Genomic DNA, 21,000 nt, shown 5'->3' with positions numbered 1-21,000 from the left:
CGCAGCGTTAAGGGACACACACCCCATGACCGCAGCAATCGCACAGAACGGGCCCGTCGCCGGCAAGGTCGCGGGCCCGTCCGCTACTTCCTCCTCCTCCGCGCTCGCGAGGCATCGCAAGGAGCTCGGCACCTTCGCGGTGACGATCCCGTTCTTCGCGTACACCGCGTGCTTCCTGCTCGCCCCGACCGTCATCGTGGTCGTCGGCGCGTTCCAGACCCGTGACGGCGGCTTCACGTTCGCCAACTTCGCCAAGCTGTTCGAGCCGAACACCGTCTCCGCGTTCGTCACCTCCATCATCGTGTCCATCGCGTCCTCCGTGATCGGCGCGGTGGTCGGCGGCCTCGCCTCCTACGCGCTCGTCATCGGCTCGAAGCCGAACGGCCTGCTGCGCCGCATGGTCTCCGCGATCTCCTCCGTGCTCGCCCAGTTCGGCGGCGTGATGCTCGCTTTCGCGTTCATCGCGACGATCGGCATCAACGGCATCGGCACGATGCTCATCAAACAGGTGACCGGACTGACCGTCAACCCGAACTGGCTGAGCTCCCTGCCGGGCCTCGTGACAGTGTACTGCTACTTCCAGATCCCGCTGATGATCATCATCTTCCTGCCGGCCGTCGATTCGATCCGACCGCAGTGGCGTGAGGCGTGCGAGTCGCTTGGCGGCAACACGTTCCAGTACTGGACGCGCATCGCCCTGCCGATCCTCACCCCCCGTTTCATCTCCGCGTTCCTGCTGCTGTTCGCCTCCGCGTTCTCCGCGTACGCGACCGCCGCGGCCCTGTTCTCGCAGCGTTCGATCCTCGTGCCGCTGATGATCCAGGGCGCGATGCGCAACGAGATGGATCCTAACCAGCAGGGATTCGCCCAAGTGCTGGCATTCGCAATGATCATCGTCGTGGCCATCGTCATGCTGTTGAGCCACGCCGTGGAAAAGAGGGCCGGACGTTGGCAGTGAACACCACCGAAACCGTCGCGGCGTCGAACCGCCCGCCGCAACTGCGCGCCGCCCGCGTGCGCAGGCAGGGCGTCATCAAGTTCGTCATCCTGTTCGTCACCTTGGCGTTCCTGTTCGTGCCGCTCATCTCCATGCTCGTCTTCACGCTGCGCCACCCGCTGTCCGGACGCTGGTCCGCGGCGCCGTGGATCGCGATCTTCACCGGCAACGGCGAATCGCTCGGCGCCGACCTGACCGTCCTGTGGCAGGGACTCGGCGCCTCGCTCGGCCTGTGCGTCGTGACCGTCGTGCTCATGCTGCTGCTCATGGTGCCCACCATGGTGATCGTGCACATCCGCTCCAAGGCGCTCGAACGCGCCATCGAATGGATCGCCACGCTGCCGCTGACCATCCCCGCCATCGTGCTCGTCGTCGGCCTCGGCCCCATCTACCGCTGGCTGAGCTCCGCCGTGCTCGACACCAACCCGATCTGGCTGTGCTTCGCCTACGTCGTGCTCGTCATGCCGTTCGCCTTCCGCGCCATCGCCGTCGGCCTCAACTCCATCGACGTGAAGACCCTCGTCGAAGCGTCCCGTTCGCTCGGCGCCTCCTGGCCGAAGGTGTTCTTCCGCGTCATCATCCCGAACCTGTGGCAGTCGATCCTGTCCGCCAGCTTCATCTCCATCGCCGTGGTGCTGGGCGAATACACCGTCGCCTCGCTGCTCGGCCGCATGAACCTGCAGGTCGCGCTCTACCAGCTCGGCCAATCCAACTCCCAGATCTCCACCGCCATGTCGCTGCTCGCGTTGCTGTTCGGCGTGGTGCTGCTCATCGCGCTCGACCTCATCTCCGAACACATCGGACGGACGCGCACGGGCGAAACCAAGGAAGGCAAGTAACCGATTATGTCTCTCGCGCAACAGAACAACGTCACGGCCGGCGGCGCCAAGCAGGCCGAACACGAGTTCAAGAACGATCCGACCGCCACGCTCGAAGGCGTGCGCGGCAAGGACGTGACCAAAGCCGCCAAGGCCCTGCTCAAGGATTCCGCCACCCGCGGCGGCGGCATCCGGATGCAGGACGTCGTCAAGATCTACCCCGGCTCCACCGTGCACGCGCTCGACGACTTCAACCTCGACATCAAGCCCGGCGAAATGGTCGTGCTGCTCGGCGGCTCCGGCTGCGGCAAATCCACCGCGCTGCGCTCCCTCGCCGGCCTTGAGGACATCCAGGGCGGCCGCATCCTCGTCGGCGGACAGGACGTCACCGGCGTGCCCGTCAACAAGCGCGGCATGTCGATGGTGTTCCAGGCGTACTCGCTGTTCCCGCACATGACCGCCGTCGAGAACGTCGAATTCGGCCTCGAAGTGCGCGGCATCGGGCGTGAGGAGCGCCGCCGCGTCGCCATGGAGCAGCTCGAACTCGTCGGCCTCGCCGACCAGGCGAACAAGTTCACCCAGCAGATGTCCGGCGGCCAGCAGCAGCGCGTGGCGCTCGCCCGCGCACTCGCCATCAAGCCGCGCGTGCTCCTGCTCGACGAGCCGCTCTCCGCGCTCGACGCGAAGGTGCGCGTCCAGCTGCGCGACGAGATCCGCCGCATCCAGCTCGACACCGGCACCACCACCGTGTTCGTCACGCACGATCAGGAGGAGGCGCTCGCCGTCGCCGACCGCATCGGCGTGATGAACCACGGCCGCATCGAACAGATCGCCGCGCCGCAGGACCTCTACCAGCGTCCCGCCACCGAATACGTGGCTACGTTCATCGGCCTGACGAACCGCCTGCCCGGCGCCTCCGACGGCGAGGAGGCGGTCGTGTTCGGCCAGCGCGTGCCGCTGCTGCCCGGTTCGAAGCAAGGCGATCCGGTGGCCGTGCTCGTGCGCCCGGAGAACATCGCGCTCGTGCGCGCCGGCGAGGCCGCGTCCGCGGCCGGCGAGCGCGCCCGCGTCGAGGTGATCCACTTCCTCGGTGCCGTGGCCCGCGTCGACTGCGAGATCTCCAGCGGCGAATACCAGCATTGGAACAAGGGCGAACAGCTCAAGGTCACCGTGCAGCTGCCCGCGAACGAGCTGCCGGCCGGTCTCGCCGTCGGCGACGAGGTGGTCGTCACGCCGCGTCCCGTCGCCGCGCTCGCCTGCTGAGCGCGGTACGGCGGTGACCGCACCGCCGGCGGCCGCAGGCGTGGGACGCGACCGGCGTGAGCTACACCGCGCTCATCACCCGCATGATCGAAGGCGTGCTGCGCTAGGTTCCGGCCTCCCCGCGCGGCGGTTGTTGTCAAAAGTGTGCAATCACTACACTTTTAACATGTTAAAAGTGTTGAGTTGATACACTTTTGACAACAACCGATTGGATGGGAGAGGCGACGATGCGGCGAATCATCGACGACAGACTGGAACAGTGGAAACGTTCCGCACGGCGCAAGCCGCTGATTCTGCTTGGCGCGCGTCAGGTGGGCAAGACCTACGCCATCACGCATTTCGCGCGTCGTTCCTTCGATTCCATGGCCTACGTGGATTTCTCCCGCGAACAACGCGCCGCCGCGGTGTTCGGGGATTCCATCGCCCCCGCGGACATCGTGCATGGGTTGGAGACGCTGCTGCGGATGCGCATCGACCCGCAGCGGACGCTGATCGTGCTCGACGAGGTCCAATTGTGCGAACGCGCGTTGACGAGTCTCAAATACTTCTGCGATGACGCGCCCCAATACCATGTGATCGCCGCCGGCAGCCTGCTCGGCGTCAAGGTGAACCGCAGCCGGTACTCGTTCCCCGTGGGCAAGGTGGACATGCTCACCCTGCATCCGATGGACTTCGAGGAGTTCCTGTGGGCGAAGGGGGAGGAGCGGCTCGCGTCGGATATCCGCGAAGCGTACCGCACGCCGGATCGGGCGTTCGGATTCCACGACAGGGCGATGGAGCTGGTGCGCGAATACGTGCTCGTCGGCGGCATGCCCGAAGCGGTCGGCATCTATGCGGAATCCGAGCGTCTCGACGACGCGCGCGCGGTCCAACGCGACATCGTCACCGCGTATACGGCGGACATGGCGAAATACGCGTCGCCGCGCGAGACGCAGCGCATCCTCGAAGCGTGGAACAGCGTGCCGAAGCAGCTCGCCAAGGAGAACCACAAGTTCCAGTACAAGGCGATCCGTTCGGGCGGACGGTCGAACATGTATCAGGGGGCGTTGTCGTGGCTGGTGTCCGCCGGCATCATCACGCGCCTCACCCAGGTGAGCGAGCCGGTCGCGCCGCTGCGCGCGTTCGAGGACGTCTCCGCGTTCAAGATCTACATGGCCGATACCGGGCTGCTGTCATGCGAATACGACGCGCTCCCGGCCGACCTGGAACCGTCGGACGACAAGGCCTCGGTGTTCCGCGGCGGCCTGTACGAGAACTACGTGCTCCAGCAGCTCACCGCCGCGGACGTCTCCCCGCACTACTGGGGGACGCTGAATCGCGGCGAGGTGGAGTTCATCGCCCGTGACGGCGACGGCGACATCATCCCCATCGAGGTCAAATCCGGAACGAACGTGACGGCGCGCAGCCTCGTCGCCTACCGGGCGAAATACCGGCCGCGCTACGCCGTACGGCTGAGCGCGCGCAACTTCGGCGTGGACGGCGACCTGAGGAGCATCCCCCTGTACGCCGCATGGCTGCTGGGCGAGAACCTGCGGTGAATGTCCGCGCCACGCGCGATCAGGCGGCATGCCGATATAGTGTCAAGACGATTGGAAAGGACGGAGGACGATGACGGACGGAAACGACGAACCCCGCGAGGCCACGCCGGCGGCTGTGGCGAACGTCGATGTGAAACGACAGGTCGACGCGGTATTCAGCATCGCGAACAACCTGCGTGGCACCTACCAGCCCGACAAGTACCGGGACGTCATCATCCCGATGACGATCCTACGGAGACTGGAGTGTGCGCTCGCGGATACGCGGGACCGGGTCAGCGATCTGGTCGAGCAGGATGCGGACACGCCGTACAAGGTGCTGTGCAACGTGTCCGGGCACTCGTTCTACAACACCAGCAGATGGACGTTGGGAAAACTCGTGGCAGAACCCGCGAGCCTGCACCGGAACCTCGTGACGTACATCGACGCGTTCTCGCCGAACATCAAGGAGATCTTCACCGACCTCGAATTCGACAAGGAGATCAAGAAGATGCACGCCGGCTCCAAACTGACCGGCGTGGTTCGCAAGTTCTCCGAACTCGACCTCGATCCGAAGACCGTGAACAACGTCGCCATGGGATACATGTTCGAGGAGATCATCCGCAGGTTCTCCGAGAACGCGGAGGCCGGCGACCACTACACGCCGCGCGAGGTGGTGCGTCTCATCACCCGTCTGGCGCTCGCCGAAGGGTGCGATGATTTCCGTCGCAAGGGACGGAACATCAACGTGGGCGATTTCGCGTGCGGAACCGGCGGCATGCTCTCATGCGCGAAGGAGCAGCTGGACGAGGTGTGCCCGAAAGCGAACATCTACCTGTTCGGGCAGGAGGTGATCCCCGATACGCACGCCATCTGCCTCGCGGACATGCTCATCAAGGGGCAGAAGGGCGAGAACATCCGGCATGCGGACACGATGAAGGAGGATTGCTTCCCGGACGAGCGGATGCAGCTCATTCTGATGAACCCGCCGTTCGGCACCCCGTGGGGCGGCAAGGACGCGGGCGACGGCGTCGAGGCCGCGGTGACCGCGGAGCACAAGCGGCTGGACAGCCGCTTCCCGGCGGGATTGCCGGCGAAAAGCGACATGCAGCTGCTGTTCATGCAGCACGCCCTGTACAAGCTCGACGACGATGGCCGCGCGTGCATCATCTCGAACGGTTCGCCGTTGTTCTCGGGCGGAACCTCGTCGGGGGAGAGCCAGATCCGCCGTTGGATGCTGGAGAACGATTACGTCGAGGCGATCGTGGGACTTCCCGGCGATCTGTTCTACAATACGGGCATCGGCATCTACGTGTGGGTGCTGTCCAAGCACAAGGCGCCCAAACGCAAGGGCGTGGTCCAGCTCATCGACGCCACGGGCATGTGGGAGAAGATGCGGCGCTCGATGGGCAACAAGCGCAAGTACATCAGCGACGGACAGATCGATGCGATCGTCCGGCTGTACCAGTCGTTCGAGGAGAACGACCATTCGCATATCCTGCCCTGTGAGGAGTTCCTGTACAAGGAGTATGCGATCTACCAGCCGATGCGCCGCAGCTACCAGATCACCGAGGAACGCATTCGCGGGCTCATCGCGGGCAAGCTGCGCGACGACTTCCACAATCCGGCGAAGCTGGAGGAGCTGGAGTCCATCGACGAGGCGGATCTGACGGCGAAGCAGCGCGGTGATCTGGAGGCGCTGCGCAAGGCCGAAACGGTGTTCGACGAGCTGGTGACCGCGTTGCGGGCGAACTTGATGGACGAGAAGACCCTCGATTGGAAGGGATTCGCGAAGCGTATCAAGGCGATGGTCGCCGATCTGCCCGACTACAAGACGAAGGTGACCGCCGCGCAGCGCAAGTCGATAGCCGACAAGGTGATCGACGCGATGAGCATGCGCGACGAGGAGGCGCCGCTGCGTGAGAAGCGCGACGGTTCCATCGAATACGATCCGGCCACCAAGGACGTGGAGATCGTCAAGCTCAGCGAGGACGTGGAATCCTATTGCGAACGCGAGGTGTACCCGTACGTGAAGGAGGCCAAGTGGTTCGACGAGGAGACCGACAAGGCCGTCAAGACCGGTGCGGAGATACCGTTCAGCCGGTATTTCTACCATTACGAGGAGCCGGAATCCTCCGACGCGCTGCTTGACGAGTTCATGGCGCTCGAACGCCGTCTCGACGCCGAACTCAAGGAGCTGGGCGCATGAGCGACGGTATGAAGTCGAGCGGCGTCTCGTGGATTGGTGAGATTCCCGAGGATTGGCGCGTGGAGCCTTTGAAGTTCCATTGCGTCATGTTCAAGGGGTTGCCTATCCAGAAGACGGATTTGACTGATGATGGGCGAAGAGTCGTCAGTTATGGGCAGGTCCATTCCAAGCTTAATTCCGGCACGCATCTGAGTGATGACCTTATCCGATATGTTGCTCCGGCATTGGCTCCGGTTTCCGCTTCTTCGCGGCTTCGGCGGGGTGATTTGGTTTTTGCGGATACCTCTGAGGATTTGGAAGGTATCGGCAACGCCGTTTATGTTGATTCCGACGATTTGGTGTTCGCTGGTTACCACACCGTGACGTGCCGGCCCGATCGGATGATTGATGGCAGGTACTTTGCCTATCTGGCGCGTGTGGAATGCTGGCGTGGTCAGCTTCGTTCCTATGCCATGGGCGTCAAGGTGTATAGCATCACCCAGTCCGTGTTGAGCAAGGTTTCCGTCATTCTGCCCCCGGTCGAGGAGCAGGAGCGCATCGCCGCATACCTCGACGCGCAGGCGGCAGGCATCGACGCGGCGGTGGCGGATATCGAGCGGCAGCTTGACGTACTGGAGCGCTACAAGGTGTCCGTCATCCACGAGGCCGTCACCAAGGGGCTTGACGCCGATGCACCGATGAAGTCGAGCGGCGTCTCGTGGATTGGTGAGATTCCCGAGGATTGGCGCGTGGAGCCTTTGAAGTTCCATTGCGTCATGTTCAAGGGGTTGCCTATCCAGAAGACGGATTTGACTGATGATGGGCGAAGAGTCGTCAGTTATGGGCAGGTCCATTCCAAGCTTAATTCCGGCACGCATCTGAGTGATGACCTTATCCGATATGTTGCTCCGGCATTGGCTCCGGTTTCCGCTTCTTCGCGGCTTCGGCGGGGTGATTTGGTTTTTGCGGATACCTCTGAGGATTTGGAAGGTATCGGCAACGCCGTTTATGTTGATTCCGACGATTTGGTGTTCGCTGGTTACCACACCGTGACGTGCCGGCCCGATCGGATGATTGATGGCAGGTACTTTGCCTATCTGGCGCGTGTGGAATGCTGGCGTGGTCAGCTTCGTTCCTATGCCATGGGCGTCAAGGTGTATAGCATCACCCAGTCCGTGTTGAGCAAGGTTTCCGTCATTCTGCCCCCGGTCGAGGAGCAGGAGCGCATCGCCGCATACCTCGACGCGAAATGCGCGGCCATCGACTCCATCATCGCGACGAAACGCCGGCAGGCTGCTATCCTGAAGGCACGCCGGCAATCGTTGATCTACGAGTACGTCACCGGCAAGCGCCGCGTTCCGATGGAGGAGTAGCCATGTCCGCAAGGAATCCGCTCGATGAGTCCGAGTTCGAGAACAACATCATCCACCATCTCGTACACGACCAAGGCTACATCGAGCGGAAGGCCGCGGCATCCTTCGACCCGGTGCGCGCGATGGACGTCGACCTCCTGTTCCGCTTCCTCGACCGTACCCAACCCAAGACGATGAAGGCGCTGCACGATCTGCACGGTGGCGCCTACCGCGACATCATCCTCGCCACGGTCTTCCGGCACATCACCGAACACGGCCTGCTCGCCGCCATCCGGGACGGCGTGCCATTCGACGCCGGCCTCACCCTGGACCTCGTCTACCCGCGCCCGTCCGCACGATTCGACGCGGCCTCCGCCGCGCTCTATGAGGCCAACATCCTCTCCGTCATGAAAGAGGTCTACCCGAAACCCGGCGAACGCATCGACCTCGTCATCTTCCTCAACGGACTCGCCCTGTTCACCATCGAACTCAAATGCCCAAGCTCCGCCACCGGCTGGGACTGGCGCGAAGCGATCCGCCAATACCGAGAGGACCGCGATTGCACGTCACGGCTCCTCATGCCCCGCATCGGCGCGCTCGCCCACTTCGCCATGGACACGAACGAAGTCCACGTCTGCACGGAACTCAAAGGACGGGAGTCACGATTCCTACCGTTCAACCAAGGCGTGCGCAGCGGCGGCCAGACACTGGAGACGTTGCCCGGCAACCCGCCGCGGAACGACACCTACGCCACCGCCTACATGCACGAGGACATCCTCTCCCGGAATACGATCTCCGACCTGATCCACGATTTCATCTACCTCGCGCACGACCGGAAACGACGCAACCGCACGCGACTCATCTTCCCCCGATATCAGCAGCTCCGCGCGGTGCGACGCGTCACCGCCGACATGGCCGCGCACGGCACCACCCGCAACTATCTCATCGAACACTCCGCGGGGTCGGGCAAAACCAACACCATCTGCTGGCTGGCACACCACCTGTCGAAGCTCTACGCGACTGGCGAGGACAAGCCGCTGCTCTCCAAAGTGCTCATCGTCACCGACCGCATCGTCGTGGACGAACAGCTTCAGCACGCCGTCATGGACATGGCGCGCGACCCCGCCGTCATCAAGATCATCACCGATGGGGCCGGCGGCACGGACGAATACGGCGAATCCAGCAAGTCCGGCAAACTGGGCAAAGCGCTCGCCGGCAGCTACCGCATCGTCGTATGCACGATGGCCACGTTCCTGCACGCGTCGACGGGCATGTTCGACGGCACCGGCGAACGGTTCGCCGTCATCATCGACGAGGCGCACAGCTCCACCTCCGGTTCGATCATGAAATCCATCGGGGAGACGCTCGCCGACGGCCAAGAGGCCCCGACTCGTTCGGACGCGTTCAGTCCTCTCGACATGGTGGCCGCCAGACTGCCCCGCGAGCATGGCGGCCGGCAATGGCGCAACGTCAGCATCATCGGCTTCACGGCCACGCCCACCGCACACTCCCTGCAGCTTTTCGGCACCACCGGCGCCGGCGGCCGCAAGGAGGCGTTCGACCTGTACTCGATGCGTCAGGCCATCGCCGAGAAATTCATCCTCGACGTCACCGCGAACTACACCACCTACAATTCGTATTGCCGTGTGGTCAAAGACTCGCAGGACGATCCCGAATTGGACAGCGGATCGGCGAAACGGCAGATCGCGCACATCGTCGCCAACGCGGACGGCACCATCGAAGGCAACCTCAACGTCATTATCGACCATTTCCTGATGACGGTGGCGGCGGGACTCGGCGGCAAAGCCAAGGCGATGATCGTCACCGCCGGGCGGGAGGAGGCCGTACGGTACAAGCTCGCCTATGATAAGCTCCGAGCTTCCCACATGGGCAGGCTCGGACGTATCCAGGCGCTCGTCGCCTTCTCCGACGAGATCGAAGTGGACGGCGAGAGCTACACCGAGAGGGCGATGAACGGCGGGCTCGCGGAGGACAAGCTGCCGGAGGTGTTCGCGCAGAACGACTACCGGCTGCTCATCGTGGCCGACAAATACCAGACCGGCTTCGACGAGCCGTACCTGTCCGCCATGTACGTCATCAAGAGACTCCATGGCATCGCGGCCGTACAGACCCTGTCCCGGCTGAACCGCATCTGCCCTCCGTACGAGAAACGGACGTACGTCATCGATTTCGTCAACAATTACGATACGATTCGCGAGGCGTTCGCCCCCTACTATGAGAGCACGATACTGGAGAAGCCGCTGACGCTGGCCATGCTCAGGAACACGGAACGCATGCTTGCGGAGCTCAATGTGCTTGACGTGGATGACGTGCGTGAGTTCTATGGGCTTATCCGCAAGGAGCGTCCGGGCGTAAGGCAGCAGGAACGCATGTGGGCGTTGCTGGATGCGGCGGCCCGCGTCGTGCTCGCAATGGACGAGGAGGCGGCGGACAAGGCCCGCGCCGTCATCCGCGCGTACGTGCGCCAATACGGGTTCCTGTCGATGTGCGTGCCCATCGAGGACGAATACATGTACATGGAGTACCGGTTCTGCATGTTCCTGATGCGCGAGATCACGACCGGTGACGATTCGGATGAAGGCTTGGACATCCGTGACCGGATACGGCTTGAGGATTTCCGTGTCGAGAAGGACACCGAGCATGTGGATGAAGGCATCGAAGCCGGTCCGGAAGTGGTGATGCCGCTCGGCGCCGGCGGCAGTAAGCGAGACCAGCGCAAGGAGACTCTGTCCCGAATCCTTGATGAGTGGAACGCCAAATATGGTAAGCGTTTCGACGAGGGAACCGTGGAGAACGCCCGCGACCAACTCGAAAGCGCCCTGTCCGGCAACGGCAGAGTGCGGGAGAGCGCCAAGGCCAACGACATGCACGGCTTCGACAAGACCGTGCACGAGGAGACCTACGAAACGTTGACGAACAACTATGCCGACAACATGGAGTTCTATAAGTTCCTCTTCAAGGAAAAGGGCGCCGTCGACGATCTCATCGGCATGTTTCTGGGGGACCTGTATCGCAAGTTGCGTGGTGATTCCGATGGTGGCGGCGACATGTGATTCCGTCGATTCCGTTGCACTCATAAGGCGATTGTCATAGCCGTTACTATGGGTGTGACTATTATAGTCGTGACTATAATAGTCACACCCATAGTTTATGGTGGGGGCATGGTGTTCATCGGACGCGACGACGATCTGGCGTTTCTCCAGGACTGTTATGACGATGCGAAGGCGCAGCTGGTCATCCTGTATGGCCGCCGGCGCATCGGCAAAACCGAAACGCTCGTGCGGTTCTCCCAAGACAGGCCCACGCTGTTCTTCGCCGCACAGACCGGCACCAAGGAGGAGCAGCTCGCCGAATTCACGCAACGTATGGCCGCACAGGGCGCGCCGGCCGGGAAATACCTCAGCCGATACGCGAACTGGAGCGACGCCCTCGGCGATCTGGCCGAACTGCCGGAACCTGCCGACGGGAGGCGACGGCTCGTCATCATCGACGAATTCCCGTATCTGGTGAAGTCCGATCCGACGCTGCCGTCTGTTCTGCAGAATCTGTGGGATCATCGGCTTCGCCACGAGAACCTGATGATCGTGCTGTGCGGCAGCGCCATGAGCTTCATCGAAAAGGAGATCCTGTCCGAAAAAGCCCCCCTGTACGGCCGCGCCACCGGCGTGCTCAAGATGCTGCCCATGCCGTACTGGGACGCGGTGCAGTTCTTCCCCGGCTACTCCGCGGAAGACAAGGCGCTGGCCTATGCGATTCTCGGCGGTGTGCCGCAATACCTCGCCACCTTCGACCCGGAACGGCCGCTCGCATGGAACCTGAAACGGTACGTGCTCCGCCGCGGTGCCGCCCTGTACGCCGAACCCGATGTGCTGATGCGCGAGGAATTCCGCGAGACCGCGAAATACAACACGATCATCCGCGCGATCGCGTTGGGCGACACCAAGCTCAACGACATCGCCACGCATACGCTGATTCCGATCGGCACCCTGGGGTTCTACCTGTCGTCCCTGATGGAGGTCGGCATCGTGGAACGCGAGTTCCCCGTCACGGCGAAACTCGCCGAACAGGCCAAGGGGACGCGGGGACTCTACCGGCTGGCGGACGATTTCTTCCGATTCTGGTATTCGTTCGTGTATCCGAACCGTTCCGAACTGGAAAGCGGCGACGTGGACGGCGTGTATGAGGAGGTCGTCGCCCCCGCGCTCCACGATTTCGCGGCGAGCGCCTTCGAACGGATGTGCCGCGAATGGCTGCGGCGGCAAAGCCTGCGCGGCAAACTGCCGTACCGGGTCAACCGCGTCGGCCGATGGTGGGACAAAACCGACGAGATCGACGTGGTCGCTCTCGACCGCACCGGGCGGAAGGCCATCGCCGGTGAATGTAAGTTCCGGAACAATCCGATGGATCCCGCCATGCTCGACGTGCTGCGTGCCCGCGCGGCGAAGCTCAAGGTCGACGAGCGTCTGCTCATGATGTTCTCGTTGCATGGGTTCACGCCACAGTTGGATGCCATCGCCGCGGCGGACGACGCTGTGCGGCTGGTGGGTATGAACGACCTGTTCGACTGACGATCGCGGTTTTGCGACGGCATCGGGTGCCGTAAGCTGGGTGTATGAGTGATGAGCAGCCGCAGATGACACCGTCGCAGATGACACCGTCCCAGCCGTCTCAGTCGGGAGACCCGTCCCGGCCGTTCTTTCTGGAGGCGCATCGGCGGTTCATGCTGGTCGGCGTCGCCCTGTGCGTGACGGTCGCGTTCTGGGTGGGATTGAACACCGTCCTGTCCGGACTGCTGCGACCACTGTTCCCAGTCGGCGCTCCCATGTGGCTCTCCATGCTCATCTCGTCCGGCCCGCTGTATGCGGTCGCCATGCCGTTGGGATTCACCGTGCTCGCCCGCGTGCCCGCGTTGCAGGTTCGCGAATTCCCGCTCGGCGGCAAACGGTTCTGGATGCTGATGGTCGCGTGCTTCCCGATTATGACCGTCGGCGGTCTCATCGGGGACTGGCTGTCCCAAGCCGTCTCCGGTGGCACGGCCACGAATCGCGTCTCCGACATGGTGATGCAGTCGGACCCGTGGGTGAACGCGCTGTTCGTCGTGCTGCTCGCCCCCATATTCGAGGAATGGCTGTTCCGCAGGCAGATCATCGACCGCACGCGCCGCTACGGCGAACGCACCGCCATCGTGCTGTCCGCGTTCGCGTTCGCGCTGTTCCACATGAACCTGTACCAGTTCTTCTACGCGTTCGGCATCGGCTTGGTGCTCGGCTACGCGTACATGCGCACCGGCCGGCTGCGCTACTGCATCATCATGCACATGGTGATCAACACGTCAGGCTCGCTCGTGGGACCGGCCATCCTGAAGCTCATCGGAGCGGGCGGCGGCGACGTCGCGAAGCTGACCGACGGTTCGATGAGCGAAGCGGAGATGATGCGGTTCGCCGAAACGAATCCGACCGCCATGGCGGGCGTCATGCTGCTCGGCCTGTACGGGGTGCTGCTGGTCGCGCTCACCATCGCCGGCGCGGTGATCATCGCGATGAACGCGAGGCGGCTTGAATTCTTCGATCCGCCCGAACAGCTGCCGAAATGGTACGGCGCGCGCCTCGCGTTCCTCAACCCCGGCATGGCGGTCTACGCCGTGCTCACCGTCGTGCTCGGACTGTGGCAGATGGGATTGATCACGCTCTTCTGATCGCGGTCTCTCCCTCCGTCATCGCTTCGCGATGCCACCTCCCTCGTCAGAGGGAGGCAGGGGCAGGTTGGTCATCGCTGCGCGATGCCGTTTCTACTCGGAGGCGCCGCCGTCCCTGACGAGGTAGTCGGCGGTGGCGATGGCGCGCGCGGCACGGTCCTTCGCGGTGGACAACAGCACGCCGTCGCGCACGAACAGCAGGATCTCGCCCTCCGCGCCGTACGGGGAAAACCCGGTGAACTTCACCAGCGGCGGATTTTCCGGGCGCAGCACCTCGCTCGCGCCCGCCTCCACGCGTCGCAGCATGTCGCGGCTCACCTCGTCCGGATCGGCACTGCCCTTCACCGTGAACGGCACGGTCGCCATGCCTTCGGTGACTTCGGTGAGCTTCGTCAGCGAGGCGGTGTTGAGGATCGAGTTCGGGATGACCATCCGGTCTCCCGCACGCGTCTCGATCATCGAATGACGCCACGTGATGTCCACCACCGTGCCGGTCACGCCCTGGATCGACACCAGATCTCCCGGCTGGATCACACGGCCGAGCATCAGCCCGAACCCGCCGATCACGTTCGCGATCGTATCCTTCAGACCAAGGGACAGCGCGACACCACCAACGCCAAGGGCGGTGACCAGCGTCGTCGGATTGATGCCGAACACCGGTTGCAGCACCATCGTGGCGGCCGCGCACCAGACCACCACGCGCATCAGATTGATGAAGATGGAGGCGCTGGGAATCTGCGAATTATCCAGCACCTTGCGCAGGAGTCGGCGCAGCACGCGATCCGCCACCCATGCGGCGACGACCACCATGCACAGCCACAGCAGTTTGCCTGCGTTCGCGTGGAACCAGGCCATAATCATGTCATCGAAGTTTTCCATGCGCACCACGATAAACACGGGGGCTGGAAGCCGGTATACATGTACCGGAAAATATCCGGAAAACCGCGCGCCGGCGTGTCGTGCGCGACGGGCACCCCCTCAGTCGCGCTTCGCGCGCCAGCTCCCCCTCAAGGGGGGAGCAAGATAAAGAATCCACCCCTTCCTGAGGGGTGCGAGATAAAGAATCGCACCGGGGGAGCGAGATAAAGAATCTGCTCCCCCTTCAGGGGGAGCTGGTCGGCCGCAGGCCGGACTGAGGGGGTGCCAGCCGGGATACCCCCTACTCCTGGTGTTCGCGGCAGGTTTGGCCCAGGCCTCGCGCCAGGCGGATCGGGTCGAGGATCTCGTCGAGCTGGTCGGCCGGCAGGTCGGTCATCTCGCCGGCCACCTCGCGCACCGTGCGGCCCGAACGCACCGCTTCGGCGGCGATCGCCGAGCCCCGCTCGTAGCCGATGTAGTGGTTGAGCGCGGCCGCGATCGACGGCGTCGATTCGGCGTGCGCGCGCCCCACCTTGGTGTGCACGACGATGCCCTCGATGCAGTTGACGCGGAACACGTCCATCGCGTTCGTGAGCAGCGACATGCCGGTCAGCAGCTCGTGCACCATCACCGGGTCGAACGCGTTGAGCTGCAGCTGGCCCTCGGCCACCGCCCAGTTCACCGTCACGTCCATGCCGAACACCATGAAGCAGCACTGGTTCACACATTCCGGGATCACCGGGTTCACCTTCGCCGGCATGATGCTCGAACCCGCCTGTCGCGCCGGCACGTCCAGATCGTTGAATCCGGCGCGCGGGCCCGAATTGAGCAGACGCAGGTCGTCGGCCGCCTTCTTCAGGTGCACGGCGAGGTTCTTCAACGCGGCGGAGGTCGACACGTACGCGCCCATGTCGGTCATCGCCGCCACCGGGTCCGGCGCCGCCGTGATCGGCAGGCCGGTGATGCGCGCCAGATGCTCGGTCGCCGCGCGCCGGAACCGCAGATCCGCGCAGATGCCGGTGCCGATGGCCGTCGCGCCGAGGTTCAGCTGCGCGAGCTGCGGCACGAGGCGTTCGAAGCCGGCCAGATCGGATTTGAGCAGCGTCGCGAACGCGTGGAACTCCTGCCCGTAGGTCATCGGCACCGCGTCCTGCAGCTGCGTGCGGCCGAGCGTCACGTCGTTGATGTGCTTGTCCGCCAGATCGTGGAACGCCTTCGCGAGACGCTTCGTCGCCTCGGCGAGCGGGTGGATCGCGTCGATCAGCGCCAGCTTGCACGCCGCCGGATACGTGTCGTTCGTCGACTGCGACTCGTTCACGTCGTCGTTCGGATGGATGTACGCGTAGTCGCCGCGCGCGTGCCCGGCGAGCTCCAGCGCGCGGTTCGCGATCACCTCGTTCATGTTCATGTTCGACGACGTGCCTGCGCCGCCCTGCATCACGTCCACCGGGAACTGGTCGGCGAGCTTGCCGCCCTCGATCTCCACGCACGCCTCGCGGATGAACCGCGCCTTGTCCGCGTCGATGAGTCCCAACTCCTCGTTCGCGCTCGCGCACGCCCGCTTGACCGTCGCGTAGGCGCGGATGAGCTCGGGATGCGCGGAATCGGTGATGCCGGAGACCGGGAAGTTGCCGATCGCGCGTTGCGTGTGGATGCCCCAGTACACGTTCGCCGGCACCGCCATCTCGCCGATGCAGTCGTGTTCGATGCGTGTTGCGTTCGTCTCGTTCGTCATGTCTCCATGATGTCGCCTCGCGGCGGAAAACGCCATGGCCGCGCGATGATTCCCCTCTGTGAGAAACCGCACATGCCCCCTATTTGTTGAAGATGCGGTTCCAGTAGGCGAGCATGTTCTCCTTGGACATGGACATGTAGATGCCCATCGCGAGCACGGCCACGTCCTCGTTGAGCAGGTCGTCCATCGAGACGTTCTGGCGCAGCTCCGGCCAGCGTTTGAGGATCGTGAGCAGTCCGCCCGCCGTGAAGTCGAGCAGCAGATCGGTCTTGAGATCCAGATGGTCCGCGTCGAGGTCGAGCGTCTGGAGCAGCGACAGCCGTGCGAAATCATGCAGCGATTCGACGAGTTCGGGGGAGCTGTGCGGTCCGGCGAGCAGGGCGAGACGGTCGAGACGCTGCTGTTCGCGCGGCGAGTTCATGAAATGCGTGACGCGTTTGCGCCACTGCTCCTGCGGATCGGCGTCCGGGTCCGGGGCCTCCTGGATGAGCGGCGAGGTCTGCACCTCGGCGAGGATCGCCGCGTCGGCGAGCTCCGACAGTCCGGAGAAATGGTAGTAGAACGAGTTGCGGTTCACCTGCGCCAGATGCACGATGTCGGTGACGGTGATGCGCCGGTATTCGCGGTCGGCGAGCAGCTCCCAGAACGCGTTCTCCATGCGTTCCTTGGCCGGCGGGATGTTCGAGTCGCTGCGTGGGCGTGGCATGTCCCCTCCTTACGGTCGTATCGGTCATGGTCGATGCGTGCGGCGCATCGAGCGTCTAGACAACTTGTCTAGACAGTATAACCAATAACGTGACATGGGAGAGCCGTCGGCCGTCTCGGGAGTCACACCGCGGATCACGCCGCGGAAACACCCGAATCATCGGCGATGACGGCGGTATCGGTCGTACCGGACGTATCGGCCGTATCGGTCTTATCGGCGGTTCCGTTGGACGCGCCGGCGTTCCCGCCGCGGCGCCTGCTGCGCGCCATCGTCGCACGCACCAGAATCGCCACCGCCTCCAACAGATGACGCCGGTCCTGTGCCGGCAATCCCAGCATCGACGCGATCATCGCCGGAATCGACGCCGGGAAACCGGCCATCACCTCGGAGAACGTCGTCGCGCCGTTCGCATGCAGCACCGCGAACAGCGCATCCACCGCACGTTCGCGCTGCTCGATCGTCAACCCCGCCATCCACGCGTTCAACGACTGGTTGAACAACTGCGAACTCGACGCGAGATCCGGCTCCGTCACGAAGCGGTCGCCCTCCACCTGCCAGGAGAACGAGAAATGCTGCATGATTCCGTCCGAATCCGACGTGACCACGCGGCACGGCTCCGGCGTCTCGAAGATCTGCCCTACGATCGACGAACTCGGCACGATCTTCGTCACCTTCGGCTGGATGTCCAGATACTGCCGCGACGTGACCACGTTCGGCGGGAATCCCGGACCATCCAGCGAATACACGTGACGGATGCGTCGCTGGACCTCGGCGTCCGCGTTCATCGCCGCGTACACCGCCAGATTGCCGCCCTTCGAATGGCCGGTGAGCACGATCGGCCCGCGCCACAGCCGCGCCACCATGTCGAGATACGCGCTCGCCGCCCGCTGTGCCGGCACCGGGTACTGGAAGGCCATGTTGAAGTCCTCCTTCCACCCGATGAGCGAATCGTCGGTGCCGCGGAAGGCGATGACCAGCGTACCGCCGCGCGTCGGGTTCTTGACGCGCGGCCGTCCGCGCCAATCCCGGCCGTCCGGCAGCATGAACGTCATCGCCGCGAACTGCGTCTGCTCGCCCGGATTCACGTGTTCGGCCACCGCTCCGAGCCTCGTTTGCGCGAACCGCGGGGAGGCGGACACGGCGGCGAAGAAGTCATGCGTCTCGTTCGGGTCGGTCAGACCGACCATCTGCACATCCGGCTTGTCTGCGCCGGATGCGTCGTCGGTGCCGGGGGCGGTACTGGGGTCGGCGCTGGGGGCGGCGCTGGGGTTGGTCATATCGGGGGTGTTCTCGCCGTTGGCGTCGCCGATCGTGTTGCCGGCTGCGTCCCCGCGGCCGTCGTTATCGTCGACATCCCCGTATGCGCCGGCAACACTGTTGCCGCTGGCGGCGCCGTTGCGGTCGCCGCTCCCGCCGGCGAGTTCGCGGCGCAACGTCCGCTCCGCCTCGGCGAGTGTGACCGATTCGAACGGTTCACGCACCAGACCCTTGGCCCACAGCCACGGATGACGCGGCTCGAACGCGCGCAGCCGGGCCGCGAACGAGCCGCCCAGTCCGCCGTGTCTGCTGCTGCCCGCGTCTTTCGTCTCGTCCAGCGCAAGCGTGGGGGAGATCCGCGCCACATCCTCGTAGGCGAGCGAGGCGAACACGAGCGCGTCCACCTCGTTGAACGGCGCGTCCGGATCGGTGAGCGGGCGTCGCTCGCCGGTCACATAGTCGAACACGTTGCCCATGGGAGTCTCCTTCCGTGCAAGTGCGGCGCGATGCCGTGTGATGCCCGTGCGGTGTCGTGCGGTGTCCGATCGCGTTCGGCACGCTCGTCACGTTCAGTCATTCAGTCTAGTCGTGCGTGGAGCGGCGCCCGTGCGTCATTATCGGCGATTTCGTGCGGTTTTCGCGATGACGGAGGATTGATGCAACGCCACCGGAATCCGGCGCGACACGCCGATAGGCCGCCCTGATTTGCATGATGGCGAAAACTCGCGTATGTTATTCACTCGTTGCTTCACGGAGCAGCAAACAACTGCGGACATAGCTTAGTTGGTAAAGCGCAACCTTGCCAAGGTTGAGACCGCGGGTTCGAGTCCCGTTGTCCGCTCTCGGAAGGCCGAAGCGATTCGGCTGGATGTCAACCGGGCGGTTGGCGCAGAGGTAGCGCACTTCCCTGACACGGAAGGGGTCACAAGTTCGAATCTTGTATCGCCCACGAGCGTGAACGTTTCGGCGGTCGCGTGCATAACAGAATACGGGGCTATGGCGCAGCTGGTAGCGCATCTCCATGGCATGGAGAGGGTCAGGGGTTCGAATCCCCTTAGCTCCACTCGAAGAAGGAACCGGCGTCCGCCGGTTTTTTCGTCGAAACGCCGGTTTCGTTCCGATGTTCGGAATCGACGCAACGCATGGGCGATTGGCGCAGCGGCTAGCGCACTTCGTTCACACCGAAGGGGTCGTAGGTTCGATTCCTACATCGCCCACCACCAAGGCCACCGCCACAAGCGATGGCCTTTCGCGTATCCGTGCCGCCGCTCACAGGCCGCGGCGTTTCAGATCCGCCACCAAGCCGACGTAGAACTCGCGCACGTCGAAACCGGGGATGTTCTCGCGGTTCAGGTCGATCATGTCCGCGTGGGAGATGCCGCGCACGCCGTTCGGCTCCAGCCAGGTGAAGCTTTCGCCCCATGGGAACGACGGCCGCGCGACCAGTCCGTCGTTCGGCCCGTCGAACCATTTCACCAGCGGGTACGTGAAGTTCAGCGGGAACTTGCCGGTCGTCGCATGCGCGAGCTTCGAACCGACGCTGCGGCACAGGATGCCCGCGAACGGCCCGGAATCCGGCACCGCCGTCGCATCGCCCGGCGCCGTCACCGTTCCGGCCATGCCACTCGCCGCCGCACGCGCTCCCTCTTCCAGCAACGCCGCATCCCCGATCTCCGCGTTGAGCTGCGCGCACCCCGCCTGCGTGAGGTCGTGCACCGCGGCCATGAAGTCGGGCCGCTTGTCGCCCAGATGCGAGGCGGCCATGTTGTACGCCGCCTCGACGCGCCGTTGCGCCGCCAACGGGATGTTCATCAGCAGGTAATCCGCGAACCCGCAGCCGCGATGCGGCGTGTTGATCGTCGTCAGCGACGCCACCCACCGTCCGGCGCCGCATCGCGCTATCGCATAGCGCATGTCCAATCCGCCCTTCGAATGGGCGATCACGTTCACTTTCCCGCATCCGGTCGTCTCGACGATCTGCCGGATGTGTTCGGTCAGTTCACGCGCGCTGTCCGCCACGGACGCCGCCGACTGATGCTCGCCGTAGTACACGACCGCCCCGTTGCGTTCCAGTTCCGCCGGCACACGCCCCCAATAGTTGAGTGCCTTCGTGTCGCGGAAGAAGACGCCGTGCACGAACAGGATCGGGTAGCGTGTCGCGCATACGCGTGCCGCGGCGCGCGACCGGTCCAGCCGCTCCTTCGCCGATTCGAAGCGCACCTCCTCCGCCACGGTGCGGATGATGAGGTGCAACGCGACGAGATTCGCGATCGGGATCCAGCCGCATAGGACGCCGATCACGCGGATCTTCAGCCCCAGCTGCACCGATGTGAGATACACGGTGATGATGCCGATCCAGAAGACCACCGATTCGGCCACCACGACGACGCCCAACGCGACGAGCCACGGCACCCAGCCGCCGGACGTCCAAGACGCCGGCCATGACACCGTCAGCATCGTCGTGAGCGACACCGCCAACGCGATGCCGGCGACCAACGTCGTCCACCAGAAGATGCGCAGCATGGCCACGCCGAAGCGGCATGCCCTGATCCGACCGGTCATATCGGCCTCCTAATCCTGCGGAACGCGGTCATCC

Annotated in this window: 14 protein-coding genes and 4 tRNA genes; 13 read left to right on the top strand and 5 right to left on the bottom strand. The window is 64.0% G+C overall.

What is annotated here, in order from left to right:
- Nucleotides 1-25: 25 nt before the first annotated feature.
- The 9 genes from BSTEL_RS03940 to BSTEL_RS03900 all read left to right on the top strand — a co-directional run bounded on the left by BSTEL_RS03940 (nucleotide 26) and on the right by BSTEL_RS03900 (nucleotide 13,848).
- Complete coding sequence (locus BSTEL_RS03940) at nucleotides 26-958, top strand: ABC transporter permease (RefSeq protein ID WP_034527350.1); 933 nt, start codon at nucleotides 26-28, stop codon at nucleotides 956-958.
- Complete coding sequence (locus BSTEL_RS03935; protein WP_034527348.1) at nucleotides 949-1,836, top strand: ABC transporter permease subunit; 888 nt, start codon at nucleotides 949-951, stop codon at nucleotides 1,834-1,836. The genes BSTEL_RS03940 and BSTEL_RS03935 overlap by 10 nt, the downstream gene beginning before the upstream one ends.
- Before the next feature lie 6 nt (nucleotides 1,837-1,842).
- Complete coding sequence (locus BSTEL_RS03930; protein ID WP_034527346.1) at nucleotides 1,843-3,078, top strand: ABC transporter ATP-binding protein; 1,236 nt, start codon at nucleotides 1,843-1,845, stop codon at nucleotides 3,076-3,078.
- A 212-nt stretch (nucleotides 3,079-3,290) separates the two neighbouring features.
- Nucleotides 3,291-4,616, top strand: a complete 1,326-nt coding sequence (locus tag BSTEL_RS03925; RefSeq protein ID WP_084686098.1) for an ATP-binding protein — start codon at nucleotides 3,291-3,293, stop codon at nucleotides 4,614-4,616.
- 70 nt (nucleotides 4,617-4,686) lie between these two features.
- Nucleotides 4,687-6,801 (top strand): type I restriction-modification system subunit M, encoded by a 2,115-nt coding sequence (locus BSTEL_RS03920; protein ID WP_051922835.1) that lies wholly within the window; start codon nucleotides 4,687-4,689, stop codon nucleotides 6,799-6,801.
- Nucleotides 6,798-8,153: a restriction endonuclease subunit S gene (locus BSTEL_RS03915; protein ID WP_034527342.1), complete on the top strand. Its 1,356-nt coding sequence runs from the start codon at nucleotides 6,798-6,800 to the stop codon at nucleotides 8,151-8,153. Before BSTEL_RS03920 ends, BSTEL_RS03915 begins: the two co-directional genes overlap by 4 nt.
- Before the next feature lie 2 nt (nucleotides 8,154-8,155).
- Nucleotides 8,156-11,206, top strand: coding sequence for a DEAD/DEAH box helicase family protein (locus BSTEL_RS03910; RefSeq protein ID WP_034527340.1), 3,051 nt, complete (start codon nucleotides 8,156-8,158; stop codon nucleotides 11,204-11,206).
- Between the two features lie 108 nt (nucleotides 11,207-11,314).
- Nucleotides 11,315-12,721: an ATP-binding protein gene (locus tag BSTEL_RS03905; RefSeq protein WP_034527338.1), complete on the top strand. Its 1,407-nt coding sequence runs from the start codon at nucleotides 11,315-11,317 to the stop codon at nucleotides 12,719-12,721.
- 44 nt (nucleotides 12,722-12,765) lie between these two features.
- Nucleotides 12,766-13,848, top strand: a complete 1,083-nt coding sequence (locus BSTEL_RS03900) for a CPBP family intramembrane glutamic endopeptidase (protein ID WP_034527336.1) — start codon at nucleotides 12,766-12,768, stop codon at nucleotides 13,846-13,848.
- A gap of 93 nt (nucleotides 13,849-13,941) precedes the next feature.
- Here BSTEL_RS03900 and BSTEL_RS03895 read toward each other — a convergent pair whose 3' ends face one another.
- The 4 genes from BSTEL_RS03895 to BSTEL_RS03880 all read right to left on the bottom strand — a co-directional run bounded on the left by BSTEL_RS03895 (nucleotide 13,942) and on the right by BSTEL_RS03880 (nucleotide 18,880).
- Nucleotides 13,942-14,727, bottom strand: a complete 786-nt coding sequence (locus tag BSTEL_RS03895) for a mechanosensitive ion channel family protein (RefSeq protein ID WP_034527334.1) — start codon at nucleotides 14,725-14,727, stop codon at nucleotides 13,942-13,944.
- Between the two features lie 280 nt (nucleotides 14,728-15,007).
- On the bottom strand, nucleotides 15,008-16,441 hold the full coding sequence (locus BSTEL_RS03890) for an aspartate ammonia-lyase (protein ID WP_034527332.1): 1,434 nt from the start codon (nucleotides 16,439-16,441) through the stop codon (nucleotides 15,008-15,010).
- 79 nt (nucleotides 16,442-16,520) lie between these two features.
- Nucleotides 16,521-17,147, bottom strand: coding sequence for a TetR/AcrR family transcriptional regulator (locus tag BSTEL_RS03885; protein WP_034527330.1), 627 nt, complete (start codon nucleotides 17,145-17,147; stop codon nucleotides 16,521-16,523).
- 134 nt (nucleotides 17,148-17,281) lie between these two features.
- Entirely contained in the window at nucleotides 17,282-18,880 is a 1,599-nt protein-coding gene (locus tag BSTEL_RS03880) for a DUF2974 domain-containing protein (RefSeq protein WP_238567616.1), read from the bottom strand.
- A 292-nt stretch (nucleotides 18,881-19,172) separates the two neighbouring features.
- Between BSTEL_RS03880 and BSTEL_RS03875 the strand changes: the two genes are divergently transcribed.
- The 4 genes from BSTEL_RS03875 (at nucleotide 19,173) to BSTEL_RS03860 (ending at nucleotide 19,624) form a co-directional block, all read left to right on the top strand.
- A tRNA-Gly gene (locus BSTEL_RS03875) sits at nucleotides 19,173-19,245 on the top strand.
- 36 nt (nucleotides 19,246-19,281) lie between these two features.
- Nucleotides 19,282-19,353: transfer RNA gene (locus tag BSTEL_RS03870), tRNA-Val, on the top strand.
- A gap of 41 nt (nucleotides 19,354-19,394) precedes the next feature.
- Nucleotides 19,395-19,467, top strand: a tRNA-Ala gene (locus tag BSTEL_RS03865).
- Between the two features lie 81 nt (nucleotides 19,468-19,548).
- Nucleotides 19,549-19,624: transfer RNA gene (locus tag BSTEL_RS03860), tRNA-Val, on the top strand.
- Nucleotides 19,625-19,673: 49 nt separating this feature from the next.
- On the opposite strand, the gene BSTEL_RS03855 is transcribed toward BSTEL_RS03860, so the two are convergent.
- Nucleotides 19,674-20,966, bottom strand: coding sequence for an esterase/lipase family protein (locus BSTEL_RS03855; RefSeq protein ID WP_034527328.1), 1,293 nt, complete (start codon nucleotides 20,964-20,966; stop codon nucleotides 19,674-19,676).
- Nucleotides 20,967-21,000 lie beyond the last annotated feature (34 nt).

This window comes from Bifidobacterium stellenboschense (assembly GCF_000741785.1).
Taxonomy (GTDB): domain Bacteria; phylum Actinomycetota; class Actinomycetes; order Actinomycetales; family Bifidobacteriaceae; genus Bifidobacterium; species Bifidobacterium stellenboschense.
Note: the sequence above shows the minus strand (reverse complement) of the source record. Positions and strands in the feature narration are given on the sequence as shown.

Coding starts and splice junctions, on each gene's coding strand:
- BSTEL_RS03905 (WP_034527338.1), top strand. CDS start 11,315: ATGGTGTTCATCGGACGCGACGACGATCTGGCGTTTCTCCAGGACTGT.
- BSTEL_RS03900 (WP_034527336.1), top strand. CDS start 12,766: ATGAGTGATGAGCAGCCGCAGATGACACCGTCGCAGATGACACCGTCC.
- BSTEL_RS03915 (WP_034527342.1), top strand. CDS start 6,798: ATGAGCGACGGTATGAAGTCGAGCGGCGTCTCGTGGATTGGTGAGATT.
- BSTEL_RS03885 (WP_034527330.1), bottom strand. CDS start 17,147: ATGCCACGCCCACGCAGCGACTCGAACATCCCGCCGGCCAAGGAACGC.
- BSTEL_RS03890 (WP_034527332.1), bottom strand. CDS start 16,441: ATGACGAACGAGACGAACGCAACACGCATCGAACACGACTGCATCGGC.
- BSTEL_RS03880 (WP_238567616.1), bottom strand. CDS start 18,880: ATGGGCAACGTGTTCGACTATGTGACCGGCGAGCGACGCCCGCTCACC.
- BSTEL_RS03940 (WP_034527350.1), top strand. CDS start 26: ATGACCGCAGCAATCGCACAGAACGGGCCCGTCGCCGGCAAGGTCGCG.
- BSTEL_RS03925 (WP_084686098.1), top strand. CDS start 3,291: ATGGGAGAGGCGACGATGCGGCGAATCATCGACGACAGACTGGAACAG.
- BSTEL_RS03920 (WP_051922835.1), top strand. CDS start 4,687: ATGACGGACGGAAACGACGAACCCCGCGAGGCCACGCCGGCGGCTGTG.
- BSTEL_RS03930 (WP_034527346.1), top strand. CDS start 1,843: ATGTCTCTCGCGCAACAGAACAACGTCACGGCCGGCGGCGCCAAGCAG.
- BSTEL_RS03910 (WP_034527340.1), top strand. CDS start 8,156: ATGTCCGCAAGGAATCCGCTCGATGAGTCCGAGTTCGAGAACAACATC.
- BSTEL_RS03855 (WP_034527328.1), bottom strand. CDS start 20,966: ATGACCGGTCGGATCAGGGCATGCCGCTTCGGCGTGGCCATGCTGCGC.
- BSTEL_RS03895 (WP_034527334.1), bottom strand. CDS start 14,727: ATGGAAAACTTCGATGACATGATTATGGCCTGGTTCCACGCGAACGCA.